This is a genomic window from Mesorhizobium sp. A623, assembly GCF_054489405.1.
On sequence record NZ_JBTMXB010000013.1, the window covers coordinates 104,709 to 127,794 of the forward strand.

Sequence of the window (23,086 nt, forward strand, 5' to 3'; positions counted from 1 at the left end):
GTCGCCTACGTCTTTCATGACTACCGTGCGCAGGGGTTGGAGCGGGAACGGCTCGATGGCTGGGTGAACAAACTCGGCTGGGAGGTGCTGCTGAACAAGACCGGCACTACATTCCGAGCGCTTTCGGACGCCGATAAGCAGGGTCTCGACGCCGGCAGGGCGAAAGCGCTGATGCTCGCCCACCCCATCATAATCAAGCGCACGGTGCTCATGGGGATGCCGCAAAGCGACGACGCACTGCGCCAGGCGCGCGGTGGCTATCACGCCGGCGAAATCCGCTGGATCGTCACGACCGAAAGAGTGACCCGATTGTCGGATGTCGTGCTGCGGCGCACGCTGATGCCGTTCGAGAACGCCGTCACCGCGGAAACGCTTCTTTGGATCGCCCAAATCACCGGCGACGCGCTCGGCTGGGACAAAGCCCGGATCGCCCTTGAAGTGGCCGACACGGCGGCGCTGCTGCAAGAACGGTACCGGATGAGCCCGACAAAAGCGGTTGAGACTTGCGGGCGGCGGCTTGCTGGATACCGCTGGGGGGCAACTGGGTATGAATCAGCCGATACGCTGCTCGGTGGCCACATCGAACAGGTGTACCTTGTCTGGCTGCACCGAAAGGCTGACTGGCGAGCCGGGCGCACGGCGCTCGCCGCGCGGCACCACCGCGACCGTATCGAACTTGCCGACGCGAGCATGCACCTGCATGTCCGCGCCCGTGGTCTCGCACAGGACGACGCTGCCCTTGATGCCGCCCTTGTCGGAAATGCCGAGATCGTTGGGGCGCACGCCGAGGATGACCTTCTGGCCAGGCTTGGCGGCAACATCGGGCAAAAGATCGATGGAAACGCCCTCGGCGAGGAAGCGGGGCGTGGCGCCGCCGGCCTCGATGGTTCCCTCAATGAAATTCATCGAAGGCGAGCCGATGAAGTCGGCGACATATTTCGAATTGGGGTGCTCGTAGACCTCGTCGGGCGTGCCGATCTGCATGATCTTGCCAGCATGCATCAAGACGATCTTGTCGGCCATGGTCATGGCTTCGATCTGGTCGTGGGTAACATAGATCGTGGTGGTGCCCAGCCGGTTATGCAACTGGCGTATTTCCAGCCGCATATGGGCGCGCAACTTGGCGTCGAGGTTCGACAGCGGCTCATCGAACAAAAAGACTTCCGCCTCCCGCACCATGGCGCGGCCCATGGCGACGCGCTGGCGCTGGCCGCCCGAAAGCTCCTTTGGGTAACGGCCGAGATAGGGCGTCAGGTTGAGGATGTCGGCGGCCCACTCGACCTTCTTCTTGATCTCCGCCTTTGGCACCTTCGCCACTTCCAGGCTGAAGCCGATATTGCCGAACACCTTCATCGTCGGATAGAGCGCGTAGTTCTGGAACACCATGGCGATGTTGCGATCACGCGGATGGACGTCGTTGACCCGCTTGTCGGCGATGAACAGATCGCCCTTGGTGACAATTTCCAGCCCCGCCGTCATCCGCAAAAGCGTGGTCTTGCCGCAACCGGAGGGGCCGAGCAACACGACGAATTCACGGTCGGCGATGCTGAGCGAAATATTGCGCATCACCTCGACATTGCCGAAGGCCTTGGCGATGTTCCTGAATTCTACCGTTGGCATTGGCTATCTCCACAACCCATCCGGGCCGCTCAATATTTCTGACGGGTCGGCGTGATGACGATTTCCTGCACCAGCGCATTCTGCGGTATCTGGTAGGCGTGCAGCATGATGTTGGCAACGAGCTCGGGGCCGATGCCGCCACCCATCTTCGCCTTGTTGGCCTTGTAACTGGCCAGCGTGGCGGGGTCGAGAACGCCGCTCAGGACCTCCGTTTCGATGACGCCCGGCGAAAGCACGATGACGCGTACATCGTAGTCGGAGAGATAGTCACGCAGCGATTCCGAAACGGCGTGGGTGAAAAACTTGGTGCCGCAATAGACGGTGTGATCCGGGTAAACCTTGCGCCCGGCAATCGAACTCATCATGAACAGCGTGCCGTGTCGACGCTCCATCATGCCCGACATCACCGCGTGGACGGTGTTCAACATGCCCTTGGTGTTGATGTCGATCATCTCGTCCCATTCCTCGGGCGGCTGGCGACCGATATCGGCAAGCCGCGCGATGCCGGCATTGGCAAACATCATGTCGACCGGCCCGTATTGCGCTTCCGCCTCCTTCACCGCAGCGGCGATTGCCGGGCGGTCGCGGACATCGACCTTGCGCGCCATGCTGGAAGGCAGGTTCAGCGCTTCCATGCGCTCCAGCCGGCGCGCCATCATCAGTACCGGATGCCCGGCCGCCGAGAATGTCTTGGCGACGGCCTCGCCGATGCCCGAGCTTGCACCCGTCACTGCCACCAATGGTTTACCGGCCATGATATCCCCTGCGCGAATAATAGGTTTCCGGGGCGACGGCCAGACTGCCGCCCCGGGTAGAACTCAACCCTTGGCGACGATGTCGTCGACCTGCGTCTTCAGCGCATCGAGCGACTCCTTGGCCGAACCCGACTGGCCGGCAAAGTACTTGCCGAGCGCGACCGGAATCGTGTCGCTGGAGATTTCCGCCCATGCCGGAAGATCCGGCTCCGAACCCATGTAGTTGGCGATGGTGTCGCGCACCACGTCGAGGTGGCGCGTGGTGCCGGCGCCGACGCGGGCATTGGCCTTGACGCGCGGGTCGTCATAGACGCTGGTGCGCGTCGGCCCGGTGCCGCCACCGAGCACCGTGATCAGCGCCTGCGTATCGGCGCAGGTCGCCCACTGCATGAACACCCACGCGGCATCCGGTGCCTTGGAGTATTTCGACACCGCAAGCGACGAGCCGCCCTGGTGGCCAACACCGGGGATTTCGCCGAACCCGGTTTCCTTGACCGTGCGCAACGTGGCGGCGGGCTTGGGCGGCACGATCGCTTCCATCAGGCCGGAAACCTTCGAAGCCTTGGGGTCGTCGAAGAACGGGAAGAACTCACCCCACGACAGCATCGAGGCGGCAACGCCCTGTGCCACCGACTGGCCCTCGCCGTCCCACGTCCAGCCGTCGACGCCGGGTGGCATCGTGGCCTTGAGCTTGTCCCAATAGGCCATCGCGGCAAGACCCGCCTCGTCGTTGCCGGTAAACTTGCCGTCGGCATCGAAGATCGAGCCGCCATGGCCCCACAGCCACGCCGTCCAGTCGCATTCGAGACTGTAGTGGCCGGACTTCATCTGGCCGCTGGTGCCGTAAACGTTCGGCCCCTTGGCATCGGTGATCGCCTTCGATGCGTTGAGCAGGTCTTCCATCGTCGTCGGCGCCGGAAGTTTCAGCTCGTCCCAGATATCCTTGCGGTACTGCATGATGAAGATCGGGATGTCGTAGGGCACGCCGACCATCGTATCCTTGTACATGGCGACACCGTCGACCAACGGCTTGAGGAAGTCGTCGATGTTGTAGTTGGGCATCGCCAGTTCGGTGTTCTTCAACTGCTCACGCGGGTCGAACACGTCCCGGCTAAAATTGGCCGCCCAGCTCTGGTCGATATAATAGAGATCGTAGGTGCCGAGGCTAGACGCCACGTCGAGCGTCAGCTTCTGCAGCACCTGTTCGAGCGGCAGCACCTCGATCTCGACCTTGATGCCGGTCGCTTCCTCGAAATACTGCTTGAGCTGGGTGGCGATGGCGTTCGACGGCGGCGTCGATTCCGTCGCCAGCCGCAGCGTCGTCCCGGCGAACGGCTTGCCGACATCGCCAAGCCATTTCATGATATCGGCGCTCGGCTTCAATTCCTGATCCTGCGCCTGCGCCTGGCTGATGCTGTAGAACGGGCGAGCGCCGAGGCCCATGCCAAGCACGCCGGCACCCAAGCCCAGTTTGCCGGCCGCGCGAAGGAACGAGCGACGGTCCATCTGCCCCTTGACGAAGCGATCAGTGATAGAGGCGAGATATGCCTTCTGTATACTGTCTTTCATGGTCTTCTCCTCCGTTTCAATTCGCGTTTGCAAGGCTGCGAATTTGAGCCTTCCCATCTATTGTTTCAGCGATCCCATGGTGAGTCCGCGCACCAAGTGCTTTTGAACCAACAGAATGAAGATGAATGCCGGGATGATCGATGCCGCGCCCAGCGCCGCCATGTTGCCCCAGGCAGTCCCGATCGAGGTGACGAAGGTAGACGAAACGACGGGCACGGTTTTCAAGCCGGTAGTCGTCAGCGTCAGCGCGAACAGGAACTCGGTCCAGCTGAAGATGAAGCACAAGACGGCGGTCGCGGCGATGCCGCCCTTGGCCATCGGCAACACGATGCGCCGGAAAATGGTGAAGCGGCTGGCCCCGTCGACAATGGCGCTCTCGTCGATCTCGACCGGGATGTCGTCGAAGAAGCTCTTCATCAACAACACGGCAAGCGGCAGGTTCATCAGCGCGTGGATCAGCACCATGCCGGTGAAGGTGTCGATGAGACCGAACTTCTTGTAGATGAAGAACATCGGCACCGCGACGGCGACCGGCGGCATCATGCGCGTCGACAGTACCCAGTTGACGAAGCTGTGGCGGCCGCGAAAGTTGATGCGCGACAGCGCATAGGCCGCAAGCGTGGCGACGATGATCGCAACCAGCGTCGACAGCGTCGCCACCACGAGCGAATCCCAGATGCGCGGTGCCATGAAGAAATTGCCGCCGCCGGGCGTCACCGTCACCCCGCCGCTTCCCAGCGATATGCCGAACACTTTCTGGAAATTGTCGAAGGTCGGCGTGAAGTTGAACAGGTTCGGCGGCCGGCTGAAAATATCGTTGCCATATTTGAACGCAACCGACGTCCAGTAATAGATCGGGAAAAAGAAAAGCCCGACGACGACCCAGGCGGCGACGTTGCGAAGCGTGCGCGATGCGGCGGAAGCGTTCATCTCACCACCTCACCTTCGCGACCTTGATGAACAGGCTGGCGACGATCAGGATGATGGCCAGCGTGACCAGGCTGAGCGTCGCGCCATAGCCCCATTTGACGAAGCTGAACGTCTGCTGCCAAGCATAGAGCGAGAGCGAATAGGTGGAGGTTCCGGGACCGCCCGAGGTCATGACGAAGACGTAGTCGAACACGCGAAACAGATCGATGCCGCGGATCAGCACCGCGATGGCGATCACCTTCGACATCATCGGCAGCGTCACGCGCCGAAATATCTGGAACGCCGAGGCGCCGTCGATCATCGCCGCCTCATAGGGCTCGCGTGGCAAGGCCCTGAGGCCCGCGAGGAAGATCAGCACCATGAACGGCGTCCATTGCCAGATCTCCGGCAACAGCACGCCGGCAAGTGCTGTGGATGCGGTCGCCAGGATCGGATGGGCAGGATCGAGAAGCCCCGTCCATTGCAGGAAATAGCTGATGATGCCGAACTGCGGGTCTTCCATCAGCAGATACATCATGCCGGCGATGGCGGGCGGGATGACCAGCGTCATCGTCAGCACCCCGCGCAGGAAACCGAAACCGAAGCCGTCATAGTCGAGCAAGAGCGCGATTGCCATGCCGAGCGCGAGTTCGAAGGTGAGCGCAACGGCGAAATAGATAAAGGTGATGACGAGCGACTGCCAGAACCGCGTATCGTTCCACAACTGCACCCAGTTCTCTGTTCCAACGAACTCGAGCGCCCGCCGGCGCGGCGCATATTCGTGAAAACTCAGCCAGATGTTGTAGATCAGCGGATAGACGGTGAAGACAAGCAAGATCGCCACCAGCGGCAACAGCCAGGGCAACGGATGATCGGAGATCATAAAACGTCTTGCCTGAGCGACCTTCACGTGTTCCTCCGAAGCGTTCCGTTCTGCGATGCACGATTGTTCACATCTCGTACATTTGTCTATGGCGGCGAAGAAGGTCGCCGATAGTCCCTATATCCTCGACGGCGACGGCTGCCGATGTGCCAAAAGCATGTCGGCAATTTCGACGAAGCCTGCTCCACCGCGCTTGCTTGCAACGAAGGCAGGTTCGGCTTCGATACGGCCTTCAAAGTCCCTGATATTGGCAACCCCGCAGGCATTTGGAAAGAACCCGAACATCGGTGCGTCGTTCGGGCTATCGCCAACGAACACATAGGCGTCCTTGGCCGCGTCGAGATTAACACCCAGCCTATCCGTCGCAAACCGCCGCGTCATCGACAGTTTGTCGTAATGACCAAACCATCCATTCACGTGGATCGAGGATATTTTGGCGACCGCGCCCTCTTCTTCGAAAATCTGCTTGATATGCTGGACCTCACCGGCTGGAAGCGCCGGCACGTCCTCGCAAAAATCGATCGCCAGGTCGGCCTCGCGGTAGGCCTGGTCGGCCGATACCGCCGAACCCGGCACCTCGGCAAGAACGCGCTTTTCGATGGTTTCGAGCCGGCGCTTGTTCTCCGTGCGCTCCGCAGCATCCGCGGCAAAGACGCGGATCATCTTTCGCGTCTTCTCGTTATAGGCAAAATAAAAGGCGCCGTTTTCACCGACCACACCGGCCACCGGCCAGAAGCGGGCGACCATATCGCACCAGCCGGCCGGCCGGCCGGTGATGGGCGCAACGACAAGGCCGGCATCGCTCAGGCGCTCCAGCGCGCCATAGGCCTCGGCGGTCAGCCGGCCATCGGTGGTGACCGTATCGTCGATATCGCAAAAGACGCCACGGATGCGGGCGGCGGCGTCCGCCGGAAAATCGCTCAGTGCGCGCATCCGCACCTTATGCTTCCCCACGTGCAAAATCCTCAAGCATTCCCGCGTCAGCGGCAATGTCCAGGAACGAGAAGCGGTTGCGCATTTCGCGGCAATGGACCACCGCCTCGCGGTAGAAATCGACCGGTACGCCGAGTTCGGCCGCCGTCGTTGGGCCGCCAGTGGATGCAAGCAAGCCGACCATTTCATCTACGGGCAGCATGAACGCCTGAAATTCCCGACGAAGTTCAGGCCACACTTGCTGCAGACGCTCGTTGAAGGCGGCAGCGCTGTTTTCGTCGAATGCCTTTTTCTGAAACTCCTCGAAGCATTGCCCGGCGGCAGCCCCCATACGCCGCTCCATGCCGACGGCATCGAGTTTGGTCGGCTTCACCACCGGCGGCTTTTCCTGCGCCAGCATCGTCTGCTGCAACCGCGCCATGGTCAGCGAGGCGACGCCCACCTGCATTCCGTGCAGCGTACCCGGATGGCGTTTGCCGGCAAAGCAATCGATGTAATGCGAAATCTGGTGTTCGCCCATCGAACCATGGTTGGAAATGCCGGTGAAGGAAATGCCAAGACCGCACAGAGTCAAAACACGATAGAGATAGCCATTTGCTTCAAGGTCGTGCGTGGCAAGCTTGGCCGCGCGCTGGTTGAGTTCGGCCTCGTCCTTTTCCTGAATGAGGAACGGCACCCGATGATAGTCGGTACCAAGCAGGCGATGCGACATCCACCAGTCGATCTGGGCGACCGAACGACAAAGGCAATCGCCGAACCCCGCCGCCGAAAGATAGGTGGGCGCGGCTGCCGATACGCCGAGATCGACGAAGAAGCCCGACGGCCCATGCGAGGGCAGCGACACTTTCAGGCCGCTTTCCAGCGTGATCGACGCGGTCGTCGACGTATAGCCGTTCATCGAGCCAGCCGTGCCGAACACGCAATAGCGCCGATTGGTGCGGCCGGTCACGAATTTGCACAGATCGTTGACGGTACCTGAGCCGACCGCGACAACCGCCTCCGCTCCGGCAAGCTTGCCAGTCAGGCTCTCGACATTGGCCATGTCGGCATGCGGATGATCGAGGATCACCACCTCGACCGGCCCCAGCGCCTTCAATTCGCGCGCCACCCGCTCGCCGAGCGCATCATAGGTCGCTGCATCGGTGACAACCGTAAAGCGCTTGCCGAGGTCGAGTTCGCCGATCAGTTCGGCCGTGCGTCCTTCAAGGCTGTCTTCGATGACGATGCGGTCATAGGGCACGGCCGCCTTCTCGCCCGTTTCCGGGCTGGTCCAGCGGCCGTCAAGAATATCGTCAATCAGGCCAGTCCAGGAACCGGATTCCGGTTTCGTCATGGAATGCATCTCCTGTCACAACCTATCGGTCATGATGCGACCGTCGGCGGTTGAAACAATTGTCATCCACGAATGCCTTTTGTCAATGAGGTTTATCGTCGGCCCTTGACATGGTTCCATCAGCCGGTCGAAAACAGCGCATGAATGCTTCCGATGCCACCAGCGTACCGCGCAACGCCGCTCTGTCAACACCGCCGGAATTCGATGGCGCGGTGGCGTGGGCGGCGTGGCTTTATTATGTCGACCAGCTCAACCAGAGCGAGGTGGCCAGGGCCATGAACGTTTCGCGGGCGAGCGTGGTCAACTACCTCCAGGAAGCGCGCGAAACCGGCCTGGTTACCGTGCAGATCGATCACCAGGCGTTTGCCCGCACGCTGATTTCCCGCAAACTGGTGGAGCGGTATTCGCTGAGCAGCGCAGCCGTCATCCCGGACCTCGACCGCGAGGACACCGACCGGCGCATCGGCGAGGCGGCAGGCCGGCTGCTGGCCTCGATGATCGAGCTCGACGACACAATCGGCGTTGCCTGGGGCCGGACGGTGCTCGCTGCCGCGCGCTCCATTTCCGGCCCCCGGCACGCCAGGAACGTCAGCGTGGTCCAACTTTGCGGAAGCTCGACCGGCACCAGCGATTTCTCGCCAGAATTCTGCACCTCACTGATGGCGAACCGCCTCGGCGCGCGCTGCATCAATCTCTTGGCCCCGGCAATCGTCTCGAGTGAAAGGCTGCATGAGGAACTGATGCGCGAACCGATGCTGGTCAACCAATTCCGCATGATCCGCGCCGCCGGTAAGGTCATCTTCGGCATCGGCGACATCGGTCCCGACAGCACCTATGTCCGCACCGAGATTAGCGATGCCGCATCGATTGCCGGCATGATCGACCAGGGCGCGGTCGGCGTCATCATCGGAAGATTGATCGGCGTCGAGGGACGACCGCTGCCCAGCCCGCTCGAAAGCCGCACCATCGGCATCACTCTCGACGAATTGAAGGCCGTGCCGGTGCGCATCTGCGCCGCCGGCGGTTCCCACAAGATCGAGGCGATCCGTGCGGGGCTTCGAGGCGGTTACGCGACGCACCTCGTCACCGACATGGCCACGGCCCGCGTTCTCCTCGAATAGCGCGCATCCAGGGGAAAAGACCATGAGCACCATCGGCGACCAACTGGTTGTAGGCCTCGACAGTTCGACCCAGTCCTGCAAAGCGATTGCCTGGAGCAGCGACGGCAAGGCGGTTGCCGAAGGCCGCGCGCCGCTCGAACTGGCAAAGCTGAGGCCGGACTTCGTCGAACAGGAAGTCGCGGACTGGTGGCAGGCCGCCCACACGGCGCTGCAACAGGTGACCAGTGCGGTCGATCCGAAACGCATCGCCGCGATAGCCATTTCCAACCAGCGCGAGACGGTCGCGTTGATCGATGCCGAGGGAAAGCCTATCGGGCCGGCAAGCGTATGGCTCGACGAACGCGCCGCCGGCCTGGTCGACCGCTTCGCCGATGAGTTCGGCCGCGAGCGCCTGCACACGATTACCGGCAAGCCGATCGACGTGACCCCGGTGGTCTACCGGTTGAAATGGCTGCGCGAAAACGAGCCGACGCGCCTCGACCGGGCCGCAAAGATCCTCGACGTACATGGCTATCTGACGATGCAACTGACCGGCACGCCGAGCGCCAGCTGGACCAGCGCCGACCCGTTCGGCATCTTCGACATTTCGCGCAAGGAGTGGTCACGACCGATCCTCGACGCGCTCGGCATCGATCCAGCGCAACTGCCCGGCGTGGTTCGCACTGGAACGAAAGTTGGCACCGTCGATGCCGCAGCGGCGGCTGCAACGGGCCTGATCGAAGGAACCCCGGTGATTGCCGGCGGCGGCGACGGCCAATGTGCGGGCCTTGGCGCCAATGCGGTGCGCGACGGCGTCGTCTACTTCAATCTCGGAACGGCAATCATCGCCGGCATGTGGTCGCCCAACCCCGTCATCGGGCCATACTGGCGCACCATGACCTCGCCCACCGGCGACGGCTATTTCCTGGAGGCGGTGCAGCGGGCTGGCACCTATTTTGTCAACTGGTTCGTCGACATGTTTGCCGGTGGCCGCGCCGACCCATCGATCTTCGAACGGCTGGAGCACGAAGCGGCGGCAGTGCCCATTGGCTCGGATGGACTTTTGGCCGGCACCACGCTCGTCGGCTGCATGGACCCGCACTGGGACATGAACGCGCGCGCCAGTTTCATCGGCATGCATCCCTCGCATACGCTCGGCCATTTCTATCGCGCCGGGTTGGAGGCTATCACCTTGCAGTCGGCCCGCGCGCTTGAGGAGATGCGTAGGCAAGGCCTGTCGCCGAGCCGCATCGTCGCCATCGGCGGCGGCGCCGCCAGCCCGCTATGGACCGCCATGGTCGCGGATTCGACCGGGATCCCGGTCCAGAAAGGCCAGAGCGCCGAAGCGTCCTCGCTCGGCGCCGCCATCAGCGCGGCGGTTGGCATCGGCTGGTTCGACAGCTTCGAAAAGGCTGCGGACGCCATGACCAGCGTTGCCGAAACGATTGCGCCCGACCTATCCACCCGCGAGGCATGGGCCTCGCTGTCGCGCAAGCAGGCCGAGGTCTTTTCCGCGACCCGGTTTGCCTGGCAGAGCTAGGCGCCGGCCCATTACGGCATCTAGCAGGCTGTTGAAGAAGTGTGTCGTCGTCGGGACGCGGTCGTGATTCACTGTCTCTGAAGGATTCGGAGGCGGACGCATGCGAGGTAGTGACGAGCGGACGGGTTCTCTGTTCAGCTATGTGGACCTGGAGGGGCGGGTTCGGCGGGACCATCCGTTGCGTGCGATCCGGGAGATCGCGAACGCGGCGCTGGGCGATCTGTCGGAGGATTTCGGAGGGCTCTCACGAACTTCGGACGTCCTTCGGTCGCGCCGGAGAGATTGCTGAGGGCGATACTGCTGCATGCCTTTTACGGGGCGCGCTCGGAGCGGCAGTTGATGGTGCGGCTGGAGTTCGATCTCTTGTTCCGCTGGTTCGTGGGTTTGGGCGTTGACGACGCGGTGTGGGACCACTCGACCTTCTCGAAGAACCGGAACCGGCTGCTTGAAGGGGAGATCGCCGCGAAGTTCCTGAACGCGATCCTGGCGCAGCCCAAGGTGAAGCGCCTGTTGTCGAACGAACACTTCTCGGTGGATGGGACGCTGATCGAGGCCTGGGCGTCGATCAAGAGCTTTCGCCGCAAGGATGGCGGCGACCAGGACAGCAACGGTCCGGGGGCAACGCCGAGCACAGTTTCCATAAGGAGAAGCGCTCCAATGCGACGCATGAGAGCACGACCGATCCTGAGGCGCGGCTCTACAAGAAGGGCGACGGCCAGCCGGCAAAGCTTTGCTACATGGGCCATGCCCTGATGGAGAACCCGCCACGGTCTGGCTGTGCTGGGTGGGGTGAGCTAGGGCACCGGCACGGCCGAGCGGGAGATCGCGCTGGAACTGATCGATAGCCATCGCGGCCAAGCCAGGCGGCGGATTACGCTGGGCGCCGACAAGGCCTGCGATGTGACCGCGTTCGTGGAGGAGTTAAGAAGTCGCCGCGTACGCCGCACATCGCCATCGACGGACATCTGAGCAAGACTGGCAAGCCGCGCAAGACGGCCATCGGCAAGCGCACGCTTCGTCACGCCGGATACCCGCCAGCCAGCGTTGCCGAAAGCGGATTGAAGAGGTGTTCGGTTGGGTGAAGAGCGCCGCCGGACTTGACAAGGTGAAGCTGCGAGGACGCGACCGCATCGATGCCGCCTTCACGCTGGCGCTGGCTGCCTACAATCTGATCCGCCTGCCCAAGCTCCTGGGAGCGGCGACATGAAGGGCAAGTGGCGCATTGTCGAGATGCCGGATTACCTATCGTGGTTGATCTCGAGCGTCGCTCGGTCGTCGACATTCTCGATGATCGGAGTGACTAGAAGAGCGCCGACGTGCACAAAAATATGAAATCCGACTGGTCGGAGGCAAGGCGATGGACATTAGATCGACCCTGACAGAGCTATGTGCGGCTTTCAACGCGCACGACCTTGACCGCATCATGGCGTTCTTTGCTGACGATTGTGTCCTGGAGATGCCGAGGGGGAGCAATCCCTGGGGTTCGCGTTTCGAGGGCAAACAGAATGTACGGGAAGCGCTGGCAACGCGTTTTGAAGGTCTGCCCGATGTCCACTACGGCAACGACTAGCATTTTGTGGATGCGGCCGCCGATACCGGCATGCCGAAATGGACCCTCACAGGCACCACCCGCGCAGGAACGAAAACGGAGGTGCACGGCTGTGACTTCTACACATTTCGCAACGGCAAGGTGATCCGCAAAGACTCATACTGGAAAATCGTGGCGTAAGGGTTGTTGGTCCCTGATATGCCAAGGCTGTAGCGGCGATCTAGTTCCCCGCAGCGCGCGAGCTTCCCTTGAAGGAACAAGTTGAAGGGAATTCTCAGCATCGTATTCATCAATCGTCGCTAGTATTCCGTCTGGCTAGTATTGGGCGATAGGGAGATGCTTAGGCTGGATTCTTTGATTGCACGTTTTAATGGGCTGTCTGTTCTCGGGCAGTCCTGCCTGATTGTTGTGGTAGCGGTCATGGGTGCAGATATTCTCACGCTGATCTTCTCTGCGATATTTTTTGGCGGACAGGCTGCTGCTCGACCTCGCGCTGACAACCCTGACCGTTATAGTGGTGGCCTTCCCGTTTTCCTATTTTTTCATGAGGCGAAGTGCTGAGTTTGCCGAACTTGCGAACGAGTTGACCAGAGCCAACAGTATTGACGACCTTACAGGCCTCTTGAACAGAAAGACCTTCCTGCTGGAAGCGCAGCGCCGCACTGTCACCGCTGACGGAAGCAGTGCCGGCACGCTGCTTTTCATTGATGCGGACCACTTCAAATCGGTAAATGATACATTCGGTCATGCGGTGGGAGACGCCGTCCTTTGCGAATTTGGCGCCGCATTAAAATCGAGCATCCATGACGATGATCTTGTCGGTCGTCTTGGTGGCGAAGAATTCGCGGCGTTTCTCGCAGGCGCGGGGCACGAAAGAACAACGCTGGTCTGCGAGTGCATCCGGCTTAAGGCTAAGGCTGTGTGTGGAGCCATAGGGCTCAGCCCTTATGAAATCACCGTCAGCATTGGCACATCGGTGCATCGGCCGGGGCAGGAGCTTGACGTGCTGCTGATTGCCGCCGACCGAAACCTTTACTTGGCAAAATCCGGTGGTCGCGATCGGATCGTTCAGGGCAAGCCCGAACGAGCGGCAGCCTGATCATTGGATTTGTTCGAGAAGCACAGCCTCACTTGATAGCCGGCCCTGAAGCCCGCCATGTGACGCCTCATGCGGCCTGACTGCCGGTCAACCCCGGACATCGGTTTCCTCAGAAAGGATGCTTTCGAAGCAGTCCTCGCACACGTAGAACAGCGGTTTGACCAAAACCCGCACCATTGCAGGTTTGCCGCAGCATCCGCAGGGTCATGCTTCTAGATCATCGTTTGGGAGGAGTGCTCGTGCGGTCGAGAGAGCAACGGAATGCATGGACCTCTCCTGATCTGGCCCCGCTATCGTGTCCCCGCGAGACCGAATTCGTGGAAGATGCTCCGTTTTTGCTCTTCGCGCTATCATATTTCGCGTCTGAGATTCACTACTGGCGCAAACACCTCAACCTGTACGGCTGGATGCACGACCTCAATCGGCGCAAGGGCGGGACGAACCCGGAGTTCAATTGCGACAATCTGCACCTGGCCGAAGCTGACCTCGTCCTGTTGGAAAACGGTGCGCTGCCGCAGACCAGCGGCTTCTTCTCCCGCGAAACCGACGGCTCCGAAATCGCCGACGATCTGCTCTTTGTCGCCTTCGCCCGTGACGCCTTCGCCGCCGTCCTCACGGTGTTCTACACCTCATGGCGGTGACGCCGTAACCGGGCCGGTTTTTTGATTATGCGGCCTATCAACACCCGGCCACCATGCCCTGAGGCATGGTGGTTTGGCTTCTGCCGGATGGCATGCGATCGGCCGTCACTCCGGCAATCCCGCCATCCGCATGTGTTCGAGCCAGCGGTCGAGACTCCCGGGGGCGGTGTACATCTTCGCCCACTGCCTGCGTTGTTTGCTGATGGAGTCGCCGGGCGAATCTTTGAGGAAAACCGCAAGCGCTTCCTTTGCCTCCCGCTCGTTTCCCAGACAAGCGTGGATCCCCGCAAGCATTCGGTGTGCGCCGCTCGGGATTCTGGACATTTTCCGCATCGCCGTCAGCGCAGCCCCGCATTCATTCTTTTCGTAGAGCGCCCAGCCCATGTCCCAGTGGAGCCAGTCGGGGTGGAAAGGATCGATGCCCTTGGCCTGCTCGATCCGAGCGATCGCTTCGTCGATTCGGCCGGCAAAGATCAGCGGGACCGCACTGCCGTTGAGGATACTCGAGGCGCTGGGGTTCAGGGCGATCGCCTGATCGTACCGCGCAATGGCCTGCTCGATCTCTCCAGATTCGGTATGGATGCGGGCGCGGACATGATGCGCCTCGGCATCGTCCGGAGCAAGCAGGATGGCCTTGTCGGCGTATTCGGCGGCGCGCTTTAACGCCTCGCCATAGCTATTTTCCTGCTCGTGCCAGAATAGCGCGTCATTGCGATAGGTCCAGGCCAGCCCGATGTAGCCGAACTGGGAGTTTGGATCCGCTTCGATCGCCTTGAGGCTGAACTGCCGCTGCAGCGCGTTCCCCGCTGCAGAGAAATCTTTTCGGTTCTCGGCAATCCCCATCAGGTGATAGTGAAGCGCGCTGACCTGCGCAGCGCCGCTCTTTGGCAGGGGGCGCTCGATCCGGCGTCCGACCCGATCGGCAAGCGTACGGATGATCTCCTCCTGGACGACGAAGAGATCGCCAATCTCCCGGTTGTAGGTGTTGGCCCAGAGATGCGATCCGTCCTGCGCATCCAGCAATTGGGCGGTCACTTTCAGCCGGTCTCCGATCTTCTGCTGGCTGCCTTCGAGCAGGTAGTCGACGCCGAGTTCGTCGCCAATCTGCCTTACATCAACCGGCTGGCCACGGTACCTGAAGCTCGAGTTCCGGGCGATGACGGCATAGGTCTTGCTCCGCGCTAACTCGGTGATGATCCCCTCGGCGACGCCATCGCTCAGGTATCCCCCGTCCGCACCAGTGCTGTTGTCCTCGAATGGAAGGACCGCAATCCTCGGCATATCGGACGGAGGAATCGTCACGGATTGCCACATTGCCGCGCTGTAATACGCGCCGATCGCTGCCGCGACGAGGACGATTGCAGCAAGAATGAAGCTGCGCCGCAAGGATCGTGTCCTGGCTCGTTCCGTACCGGCTGCGGCGTTGGGGCCTGCCGCGTCTGTTGGATCGGTATGCAGCCGGTAGCCTCGCTTTGGGAGGGTTTCCACGATCACGTGCTGGTCGTCCCTCAAGGCGCGGCGAATATCGGCAATGCATTGGGTAAGGCTGTCGTCGGTGACGAAGGTATCGGGCCAAACCGCCTGCATCAGCGCATCTTTTGACACGATCTCGCCCGGACGCGCCGCGAGCGCGGAGAGCACCTCGGCGGACTGGCTGCGAAGGTCGATCGCTTGTCCTTCAGCCGTTTGGAGCTGTTTGCTTTTCGTCAGAAAGACAAAACCGTGAAACCTGATCGTTTCAGCAGAGTTCGTATCAATTTCAGGGGCTTTTCGGGACATTTCACCTCCCTGGCGCGCTTCCTAGCGCAGCCAATTCGGCCGTCGTTTCCAAGTGATCCCAACAGCACCGGATTGGCAAGGAGGAAGATATGAAACGCACCATGCTCATCATCGCTCTCGTTGTTCTTTCGGCGGCGCAAACGGCAGCAAAGGCGGATTCCCGCATCACGAAACTCTGCGGCTCTGACCATGTCAACGAGGTTGCCGCAGAAGACGACGTCCGCTCCAACCCCGACGGTTTCTATGTCTCCAGCCTTAGGGAGCAGGTCAGTGAGGGTGATCCTCGCATCATCCTGAGCCCGAGCGACGAGTTCTATCTCTGCACCCGACCGGCCGCGACCCCCGATATGGACACGACGAAAGCGCTGTTGCTGATGCGCGAACGCACCGTGAAATACCTCTTCGTGCCGGTCATCCGGCGCGGCACGCGCTCATCATCCTAACCGCTATAACGCTAGGAACGTCAGGAAGCTGGCCTGACAAAGTCGTTTCGACAGCGAGATACACGGCAAATTTTCACCCTATGCGGACCCCGCTATCGCTGGCCGAGCAGCGGCCAGCTTTCTTTCTGATCTTCATCCTCCGCCGTCACCATCCAGTGCATGACGCGGTCTAGAAGCGTCAGCGCCTCGATGCAGATATGGTCGCGCGCGGCCTCGTCCTCGATCGCCAGCGCCAACCGGAATTCGGCGCACGCCATGGCGACGCCCGCGCGGTGTTCGACTGCTCGCCCTGCGGGCAGATCAGGCCATTCTGACCTGACCTGCCCGAGTCTAGGCCGTCCTTCTGCCTGCAACGCCGACACCGGAGTCCTTACTGATGGAACGATTTCGAGCGCAGGGCGTTCGGAGTAAAGCTTTTTTAGCATTGGAAAAATTTGGTGAAGCGAGGCGGGATACTGGGGGAATGCAGCCTATGAACTGGGATCGTTCACCGCACGTTCCGGATCAGGGGGTCACAGCTGCGCCCTGATCGCCATCGAGATCAGACCGATCAACCTCGATATACTGCCAGCAGAAAAAGCTCTGCTCGGCTACCGAGAATACGATTCCAACTGGTTCCGGGCTGCGCTGATCTCCAAGGGCATTGAAGCCGACATCCATCTGCATCGCTGCTATCTGCATGCCGACGAACGAAAGCAGGATGTCACCCTACCATTCGTCGAATGGATACGGGCAAGCCCGGATGCGCCAGCCGAGCTTGAGAACGGTATCGAGCGTGACGGCGGCCAAGTGCAGCGTGGAGTAACCGGCGATGGTTGCGGTGATAACCCGCACTGTGCCCATGTTGCTCGACGTTGAGACGGGGATAGGCTAATATCTCCGGGACAAACGGAAATAGCTCCAAAGGAGAGAGAAATGATGAATTTGGATGAGCATGGTCGGGTGGGCGATGATTTGTCCGAAGGCGAAAGTGGTCAGACTTCAGATTCTGAGCTTTTACAGGCGGGGCGCCGTTCATTTCTCAAATATACTGGGTTATCGACGCTGGGCGCGATGGTCGGCATGGCGATGCCGTTTGAGCGCAATTTGCCAAGCGGTGTGGTGCCGGTAGCGTTGGCGCAGGATAGCGGCCAGGAACTGATGAGTGGCAAGAACGGCCTCACGCTTCTGAACGACAAACCGTTGAATGCGGAAACCCCTGCTCATTTTCTCGATGACGAAGTGACGCCCTACGACCGGATGTTCATCCGCGCCAACGGACTGGTGCCGCAAACCGCGCTGGACCAGAACGCCGAAGGCTGGACGCTCACGATAGATGGTGAAGTCGACAAGCCGCTTGAGCTTTCAATCGACGACCTCAAGTCCCAGTTCGAGAACGTGACCAAGCGACTTGTGGTCGAATGCGGCGGTAACGGACGCGCGTTCTTTCAGCCGGGGGCATCCGGCAATCAATGGACGCTGGGCGCAGTGGGTTGCCCTGAGTGGACCGGTGTTCGCCTGGCCGATGTGCTGAAAGCGGCCGGCGTGAAAAGCAGTGCTGTCTATACGGGCCACTACGGCAATGACGTTCATCTCTCCGGCGATACGGAAAAGGTGGTGATTTCTCGCGGGGTGCCGATCGAGAAGGCGATGGAGCCGGATGGAATCATCGCATGGGCGATGAATGGCGAACCAGTTCCTGCGCTGCACGGCTTCCCGTTGCGCCTGGTCATCCCCGGTTATCCCGGTTCGGTTTCGCAGAAATATCTGACCCGTATCTGGGTCCGCGAAAAGGAACATGACGGCGCGAAAATGACCGGATATTCCTATCGCCTGCCAGCCAGGCCCGTCGCACCGGGCACCGAGGTGCCGGAATCCGACATGGCCATCATGACGGTCATGCCTATAAAGTCACTCGTCACTTTTCCGGAAACCGGTGCTTCCACGAAGGCGGGCGAAGCAACCGAGGTCCGCGGTCATGCATGGGCTGGCAACGGTGACGTGAAGGCAGTTCATGTGTCGATCGACTTCGGGCAGACCTGGACGGAGGCGAAGCTCGAGCCGGCGCCCAACAAATATGCATGGCAGCGCTGGCGTGCGGATGTCACCCTGCCAGAGGCAGGTTACTACGAAGTCTGGGCCCGCGCGACAGATATGGATGGGGTAAGTCAGCCTCCGGTCGTGCCCGGCTGGAACCCGCGCGGCTATGGCAACAACATGCAACACCGTATCGCCTTGATTGCGGCCTGAGCCATAATCTTCGAAGGCGGCAGCAACTTCGGTCGGAGGTTGCCGCCTCACCTGATACAGGATGGATAATGATGCATCTCAACCTCAAGACAGCCGGTGTTGCGGCTGCCATGCTGCTGCTTGGCGTGACAGGGGCGGTTGCCGGGCAAGCGTATGACCCGATGCGTGCGGTACAGGGAATGCCCGCAGCCACGCCGGAGGGCGGCCCCGCGGCTGCGCTAAATCCGGAGTTCGGGAACCTGCCGGATACGGCGGGCGTCGAGGATACCTATTACATGTGCTCCGCATGCCACTCGACCGCCATCATCAAGCAGCAGAAAATTTCGGATGCGCGTTGGGATTATCTGTGGGACTGGATGATTGAGGACCAGGGCATGGCGGATCCGGGTGAAGAAACGAAGGAAACGATTCTTGGCTATTTGAAAGAGCATTTCTCATCGGAAAGATGACAGCCTTGGATAAACCGAGTTCCACGATAATATTGATCCCGCACTCACATTTTCTCCGCTTTTCGCTCCGATGCGCTGAAGCGTGTCGAGGGTGGCCATATCTGTGGCGAAGGATGATGGCGAGAATGGGCGCTGACAGCCGATCGGCCTGTCGAAGGACGGTGCAAGCTCGGAGCAAGCCCATCCTGAGGCCCGGGCAGCCTTCGTGAAAGTCGCCCGCCTCACCGTTGCGCCGGTAGCGGCGCTACTTGTCAGCGTCGGCCTGCTGGTGCTCGGCAACGGACTCCTGGGAACGCTGTTGGTGGTGCGCGCCGGCTATGAAGGCTTTGCCGGCGAGTCGATCGGCATCATGATGTCGATGTATTTTGCCGGCTATGCGCTCGGCTCTATGCTCCTGTCACGCGTTATCATTTCGGCGGGCCATATCCGCGCTTTCGCCGGTTTCGCGTCCGTCGCCTCGGTGACCGCCCTGCTGCACCTACTCTTCATCGATCCACTGGCATGGATGCTGCTGCGCGTGGTGACGGGCTTTGCCTATGCAGGCTTGATCCTGGTGGTCGAAAGCTGGCTCAATGCCCATGCGGTCGCGGCGACGCGCGGTCGGCTGCTCTCGCTCTATGGCGTCGTCACGATGGGTGTGTGGGCGCTCGGCCAGGGGCTGCTGAACCTCTCACCGCCGCAGGGGATCGTCTTGTTTCTCGTGGTGTCCATTCTGATCTCCCTCGCGCTGACGCCGATCACGCTTTTGCCTGGTCGCCCGCCGGCAATCCCACCCCAGAAGCGGCTGTCGCTGCATCGGCTGTTGGCTCTGTCGCCGCTCGGCACGCTCGGCGCCTTCCTGTCCGGCCTCGCGCTCAGTGCCTTCTGGGGCATGGGACCCAATTTCGCGCAGGAGAACGGCCTCGATACAGCCGGCATTTCCGTCTTCATGGCAGCCGTGCTGGCAGGCGCGCTGGTCATGCAATGGCCGCTTGGCTGGCTGTCTGATCACGCGCCGCGCCGACTGGTCATCGCGGGCGCTTCTCTTGCTGCCGCGGCGGCCGCCGCAGGCTTCGTTCTAGTCGGCGCGGCCGGACTTCCAGCCCTTCTCGGTCTCGGCTTCCTGTTCGGAGGCTTCGGAATTCCGCTCTATACGCTCTGTGTAGCCCACGCCAACGACCGGCTCCAGGCCAGTGAGATGCTGGCGGCTGCGCGAGGTCTTCTGCTTCTCAATGGCCTTGGCGCGGCCATTGGGCCGTTCGTGGCCAGCCTACTCATGAGCAGGCTCGGACCTTCAGGCTTGTTCGCCTATGCCGGCGTTCTTCTGGCGGTTTTGGCGATGGTCGCCCTACTGCGGCGTGCACAGGGCCAGGCGGAGACGGCTGTGGCCTCGCCGCTGCCGTGCACGCCTCAGATCGCCCTTTTGCTCGACACCCGAGCCGGGGACGCCGAACTAGCCACGCGCTGAACTCGAACTGGACTTGGGCGACCGGCTTTACCGAACAGAAGGAGATCGATGAAACAGGTCGCCGAAGATCGGCTGCTTATGTCGGCCAACGGATTCACACACGCAATCGGACCTGACCCCAGCCGCGACATCAATACGACGTCTGCCGCCTCGATGGCAATATCGGTGCCGGGGCTGACTGCAAGACCCACATCCGCGGCAAACGCAGGTGCGCTGTTGATCCCGTCGCCAACGAATGCAAGCTGTCCGTATTGAGCTTCAGCTTGCGCACGGCCTTGACCTCGCCTTTCGGCAGGACCTTGGCCACCACTTCATCAATGCGAAGCTGGTTCCAGGTGGTGTTTGGCTTGCCACTAGGTTTGCAGTTGCCTTCATGGGGTTGTTCCTGAAAATCCAGGGATCAGGCGAGGACGTTGCTGTGTCAGCGGTGACGATCTCGATGAGCGTCGCTTGGTATACGCTGATCGCGGTCCTCTTCTCGCAACCCACCATCCGGGCGGTGGCGATACGCTATCATCGCGTCATCTGCCGGGCAGCGGCTGTCGGGCTCACCTTGATGGCTTTGCTGTCGAGCCTTCCGGCATCGATGTGGCTGGTGCTGCCAAGCTTCGATTGATGGCGGCGGCGCCCATAATATGCCTGCAGATGAGGCGGCTTGACAAGGCTCGCTGCGCTCTATATTAAACCGATAGGTTAAATAACTGATCGGTTTAATAGCGTGCCTGCTGACCCATTGAGCCTTACGCTTGCCGCTCTTGCCGATCCGACCCGACGAGCAATCGTCGCCAGGCTTGCGCTGGGTGAAGCGACGGTGTCGGAACTGGCCGCGCCGTTCGACATGAGCATGCCGGCCGTTTCCAAGCATCTGCAGGTACTGGAGCGGGCGGGTCTGGTCGAGCAGGGGCGCGAGGCGCAGTTCCGCCCACGCAGGCTCAGACCCGAGCCGCTGCGCGACCTTGCTGGCTGGCTCGAAAACTATCGCCGCTATTGGGACGAAAGCCTCGACAACCTCGACCATTACCTCAGGGAAATACAGGAAGGAGAGACGAAATGAACGTGCCGACGACCAAGGCTGAAGTCCGGCCCGAGCTGATAATCCACCGTACCTTGACTGCGCCCCGCGCACTGGTATTCGAGGTGTGGACCGATGGCGAGCATCTGAAGCGCTGGTGCTGTCCGACAGGGTTCACCATCCCCTTCTCCGAAGGCGACATACGCACCGGTGGAAAGTTCCGCACCTGCATGCGCTCGCCGCAGGGTGAAGATCACTGGCTGAGCGGGGCCTATATCGAAATTGTGCCTGGCGAGAAGATCGTCTTCACCCATGCGTGGCAGGAAGCAGCCGGCCGTTCCGGACATGAGACGACAGTCACAGTTATGCTGGCCGACGCGGAGGGCGGCGGCACGCGGCTGACGCTGCATCAGTCATTCTTCGATTCGGAAGCCTCGCGTGACGGTCATCTCGGCGGTTGGAACGATACGCTCGACAGTCTGGACAGATACCTGGCGCGATGAACTCTATTTGACTCCGGGGGTATGTAGCCTCGCCTGCCACATCGCGCTGGCCGAAGCCGGTATTCGAGTGGAAACAGTGAAGGTCGGGACTTTTAATTACGGGCTTCATTCTTCCTCCCCGCAACAACCGACGCTGCCGAGAGCGCCCATGATGTACGTGGCAACTCGAATGCCGGCTGACGTTGAAAAGATACTGTGGCGCTCGTCAGCGGCCCCAGAACAGGTCTCTCAGAAAGGTTTTGACAGCCTCCTGCGATGCGGTCGCGCTAGCATCATTGTACTGGGAGCTGGGGCCGTATCCGACGCATGAATCCGAGTAGCTGAAGAGTCGGCCGGTTTCGGCGTTGACCAGCCTTCCATCCACCTCCTTCCGCATACAGTTCCTGGAAGTTTGGGCATCTGGGTCCGAAAAACGGGCCGGATTGCGCGGGCTGTCGAAGCCGTGCAGCGCGCCGGGATACTCCGTCATCTTTGCATCATAACCGGCGGCAGCCAATCTTCCGATGTAGTCTCGGCACGGAGCGGCAGGCGTCCAGTCGTCATCACTGCCGTGAAACTCGCGAATAGGCGCTGTCGTGACCTCCGTTTCACCGACCAGCACGAAATTGCATGCAGGATAGAATGGTAGATGGCCAGCAATCCGCGCCTTTTTGGGTCCCCACGCCGTCTGGAAGCGCGTCAATGCAGAATAGAGCGCCGCGTTGCCGCCACGTGTGAAGCCCATCACTGCAATGCGGTTGGCGTCTACCTTCGAGTGTGTGGCAAGAACGTCAATGGCCCTGAATGTGTCGTAGATCTGAGTGAACTGACCGAACAGGGACTGATCGCCGAGGCGGTCCTCAGACCAGGCGCGGTGTAGCTGTCAAGGGTGAACGAAGCAATGCCAATGCTGCTGAGATAGCGGCTCCAGGCCCACACCGCGCCGCTCCCCGGGCCATCTGTGCCATGAAGGAGTATGACGACAGGAAGCTTGTCGGATCCGTCTGGGCCACTGAGACTGCCGGAAAGCATGATCTCGGTTGTCTCGTTTGTTTTCCCACGCAGGAAGTCCTCATCACTGAGTGTGCTAGAAGGCACCTGGACCGTGTCATCGAAAGCGATTGCCGGCCCTGCATCGATCAAGGCGAGCGCCAGGAGAAGTGCCACTATGCGTGCCAAGCACATCATGTCGTTGCGACAGGGTTTCAATCCAGCAGCGTCAGGATGCTACCTGTTTCGGCCGATTGCAAGGCGGCCATGAAGGCAGCAAAGGGTTCGCATCGCGACCTACATTCCGTCTGGAGCAAAATCGGG

Annotated in this window: 23 protein-coding genes and 3 pseudogenes; 14 read left to right on the forward strand and 12 right to left on the reverse strand. The window is 60.9% G+C overall.

Annotated features, from left to right (window positions below; translation table 11 throughout):
* Nucleotides 1–84: 84 nt before the first annotated feature.
* A pseudogene (locus ACX3P1_RS15450) lies at nucleotides 85–153 on the forward strand (arsenate reductase); the annotation flags it as partial.
* A 399-nt stretch (nucleotides 154–552) separates the two neighbouring features.
* Here ACX3P1_RS15450 and ACX3P1_RS15455 read toward each other — a convergent pair.
* The 7 genes from ACX3P1_RS15455 to ACX3P1_RS15485 all read right to left on the reverse strand — a co-directional run bounded on the left by ACX3P1_RS15455 (nucleotide 553) and on the right by ACX3P1_RS15485 (nucleotide 8,002).
* Nucleotides 553–1,620, reverse strand: coding sequence for an ABC transporter ATP-binding protein (locus ACX3P1_RS15455; RefSeq protein WP_459080470.1), 1,068 nt, complete (start codon nucleotides 1,618–1,620; stop codon nucleotides 553–555).
* A gap of 29 nt (nucleotides 1,621–1,649) precedes the next feature.
* Nucleotides 1,650–2,375 (reverse strand): SDR family oxidoreductase, encoded by a 726-nt coding sequence (locus ACX3P1_RS15460; protein ID WP_459080471.1) that lies wholly within the window; start codon nucleotides 2,373–2,375, stop codon nucleotides 1,650–1,652.
* A 63-nt stretch (nucleotides 2,376–2,438) separates the two neighbouring features.
* Nucleotides 2,439–3,944 (reverse strand): ABC transporter substrate-binding protein, encoded by a 1,506-nt coding sequence (locus ACX3P1_RS15465; protein WP_459080473.1) that lies wholly within the window; start codon nucleotides 3,942–3,944, stop codon nucleotides 2,439–2,441.
* A gap of 57 nt (nucleotides 3,945–4,001) precedes the next feature.
* Nucleotides 4,002–4,874 carry a carbohydrate ABC transporter permease gene (locus tag ACX3P1_RS15470; protein ID WP_459080474.1) on the reverse strand — a complete coding sequence of 291 codons (873 nt, stop codon included), beginning with the start codon at nucleotides 4,872–4,874 and terminating at the stop codon, nucleotides 4,002–4,004.
* Between the two features lies 1 nt (nucleotide 4,875).
* Nucleotides 4,876–5,736: a carbohydrate ABC transporter permease gene (locus ACX3P1_RS15475; protein ID WP_459080475.1), complete on the reverse strand. Its 861-nt coding sequence runs from the start codon at nucleotides 5,734–5,736 to the stop codon at nucleotides 4,876–4,878.
* 117 nt (nucleotides 5,737–5,853) lie between these two features.
* A complete protein-coding gene (locus tag ACX3P1_RS15480; RefSeq protein WP_459080517.1) occupies nucleotides 5,854–6,669 on the reverse strand; it encodes an HAD-IIB family hydrolase in 816 nt (271 codons plus the stop codon).
* Between the two features lie 7 nt (nucleotides 6,670–6,676).
* A complete protein-coding gene (locus tag ACX3P1_RS15485) occupies nucleotides 6,677–8,002 on the reverse strand; it encodes a sn-glycerol-1-phosphate dehydrogenase (RefSeq protein ID WP_459080476.1) in 1,326 nt (441 codons plus the stop codon).
* 140 nt (nucleotides 8,003–8,142) lie between these two features.
* On the opposite strand from ACX3P1_RS15485, the gene ACX3P1_RS15490 reads away from it, so the two are divergent.
* From ACX3P1_RS15490 to ACX3P1_RS15520, 7 genes and pseudogenes are all read left to right on the forward strand, one after another.
* On the forward strand, nucleotides 8,143–9,123 hold the full coding sequence (locus ACX3P1_RS15490; RefSeq protein WP_459080477.1) for a sugar-binding transcriptional regulator: 981 nt from the start codon (nucleotides 8,143–8,145) through the stop codon (nucleotides 9,121–9,123).
* A gap of 22 nt (nucleotides 9,124–9,145) precedes the next feature.
* Nucleotides 9,146–10,642, forward strand: coding sequence for a xylulokinase (locus ACX3P1_RS15495; protein WP_459080478.1), 1,497 nt, complete (start codon nucleotides 9,146–9,148; stop codon nucleotides 10,640–10,642).
* A 282-nt stretch (nucleotides 10,643–10,924) separates the two neighbouring features.
* Nucleotides 10,925–11,395, forward strand: a complete 471-nt coding sequence (locus ACX3P1_RS15500) for a transposase (protein WP_459080479.1) — start codon at nucleotides 10,925–10,927, stop codon at nucleotides 11,393–11,395.
* Nucleotides 11,396–11,603: 208 nt separating this feature from the next.
* Nucleotides 11,604–11,849: pseudogene (locus tag ACX3P1_RS15505) on the forward strand (transposase); the annotation flags it as partial.
* Nucleotides 11,850–11,999: 150 nt separating this feature from the next.
* The gene (locus ACX3P1_RS15510; RefSeq protein WP_459080481.1) at nucleotides 12,000–12,212 is read left to right on the forward strand and encodes a nuclear transport factor 2 family protein; all 213 of its coding nucleotides are present in this window, start codon (nucleotides 12,000–12,002) and stop codon (nucleotides 12,210–12,212) included.
* A gap of 442 nt (nucleotides 12,213–12,654) precedes the next feature.
* Nucleotides 12,655–13,290: a GGDEF domain-containing protein gene (locus ACX3P1_RS15515; protein WP_459080482.1), complete on the forward strand. Its 636-nt coding sequence runs from the start codon at nucleotides 12,655–12,657 to the stop codon at nucleotides 13,288–13,290.
* A 317-nt stretch (nucleotides 13,291–13,607) separates the two neighbouring features.
* Nucleotides 13,608–13,931, forward strand: coding sequence for a phosphoglycerate kinase (locus ACX3P1_RS15520; RefSeq protein WP_459080483.1), 324 nt, complete (start codon nucleotides 13,608–13,610; stop codon nucleotides 13,929–13,931).
* 105 nt (nucleotides 13,932–14,036) lie between these two features.
* Here ACX3P1_RS15520 and ACX3P1_RS15525 read toward each other — a convergent pair whose 3' ends face one another.
* Nucleotides 14,037–15,710, reverse strand: coding sequence for a winged helix-turn-helix domain-containing tetratricopeptide repeat protein (locus ACX3P1_RS15525; protein WP_459080484.1), 1,674 nt, complete (start codon nucleotides 15,708–15,710; stop codon nucleotides 14,037–14,039).
* A gap of 89 nt (nucleotides 15,711–15,799) precedes the next feature.
* Between ACX3P1_RS15525 and ACX3P1_RS15530 the strand changes: the two genes are divergently transcribed.
* Nucleotides 15,800–16,153 carry a hypothetical protein gene (locus ACX3P1_RS15530; protein ID WP_459080485.1) on the forward strand — a complete coding sequence of 118 codons (354 nt, stop codon included), beginning with the start codon at nucleotides 15,800–15,802 and terminating at the stop codon, nucleotides 16,151–16,153.
* Nucleotides 16,154–16,245: 92 nt separating this feature from the next.
* On the opposite strand, the gene ACX3P1_RS15535 is transcribed toward ACX3P1_RS15530, so the two are convergent.
* Both ACX3P1_RS15535 and ACX3P1_RS15540 read right to left on the reverse strand, forming a co-directional pair.
* Nucleotides 16,246–16,410 (reverse strand): hypothetical protein, encoded by a 165-nt coding sequence (locus ACX3P1_RS15535; RefSeq protein WP_459080486.1) that lies wholly within the window; start codon nucleotides 16,408–16,410, stop codon nucleotides 16,246–16,248.
* Between the two features lie 247 nt (nucleotides 16,411–16,657).
* Nucleotides 16,658–16,819: a hypothetical protein gene (locus ACX3P1_RS15540; protein WP_459080487.1), complete on the reverse strand. Its 162-nt coding sequence runs from the start codon at nucleotides 16,817–16,819 to the stop codon at nucleotides 16,658–16,660.
* 249 nt (nucleotides 16,820–17,068) lie between these two features.
* On the opposite strand from ACX3P1_RS15540, the gene ACX3P1_RS15545 reads away from it, so the two are divergent.
* The 3 genes from ACX3P1_RS15545 (at nucleotide 17,069) to ACX3P1_RS15555 (ending at nucleotide 20,278) form a co-directional block, all read left to right on the forward strand.
* A complete protein-coding gene (locus ACX3P1_RS15545) occupies nucleotides 17,069–18,382 on the forward strand; it encodes a sulfite oxidase (RefSeq protein WP_459080488.1) in 1,314 nt (437 codons plus the stop codon).
* Between the two features lie 68 nt (nucleotides 18,383–18,450).
* Nucleotides 18,451–18,831, forward strand: coding sequence for a hypothetical protein (locus ACX3P1_RS15550; RefSeq protein ID WP_459080489.1), 381 nt, complete (start codon nucleotides 18,451–18,453; stop codon nucleotides 18,829–18,831).
* 205 nt (nucleotides 18,832–19,036) lie between these two features.
* Nucleotides 19,037–20,278, forward strand: a complete 1,242-nt coding sequence (locus ACX3P1_RS15555; protein WP_459080490.1) for an MFS transporter — start codon at nucleotides 19,037–19,039, stop codon at nucleotides 20,276–20,278.
* A gap of 125 nt (nucleotides 20,279–20,403) precedes the next feature.
* On the opposite strand, the pseudogene ACX3P1_RS15560 reads toward ACX3P1_RS15555, so the two are convergent.
* Nucleotides 20,404–20,606: pseudogene (locus tag ACX3P1_RS15560) on the reverse strand (hypothetical protein); the annotation flags it as partial.
* Nucleotides 20,607–20,996: 390 nt separating this feature from the next.
* On the opposite strand from ACX3P1_RS15560, the gene ACX3P1_RS15565 reads away from it, so the two are divergent.
* Together ACX3P1_RS15565 and ACX3P1_RS15570 are read left to right on the forward strand one after the other, a co-directional pair.
* The gene (locus ACX3P1_RS15565) at nucleotides 20,997–21,332 is read left to right on the forward strand and encodes an ArsR/SmtB family transcription factor (protein ID WP_459080491.1); all 336 of its coding nucleotides are present in this window, start codon (nucleotides 20,997–20,999) and stop codon (nucleotides 21,330–21,332) included.
* Nucleotides 21,329–21,793, forward strand: a complete 465-nt coding sequence (locus ACX3P1_RS15570) for an SRPBCC family protein (protein WP_459080492.1) — start codon at nucleotides 21,329–21,331, stop codon at nucleotides 21,791–21,793. Before ACX3P1_RS15565 ends, ACX3P1_RS15570 begins: the two co-directional genes overlap by 4 nt.
* A gap of 205 nt (nucleotides 21,794–21,998) precedes the next feature.
* On the opposite strand, the gene ACX3P1_RS15575 is transcribed toward ACX3P1_RS15570, so the two are convergent.
* Nucleotides 21,999–22,610: a dienelactone hydrolase family protein gene (locus ACX3P1_RS15575; protein ID WP_459080518.1), complete on the reverse strand. Its 612-nt coding sequence runs from the start codon at nucleotides 22,608–22,610 to the stop codon at nucleotides 21,999–22,001.
* Nucleotides 22,611–23,086: the final 476 nt, after the last annotated feature.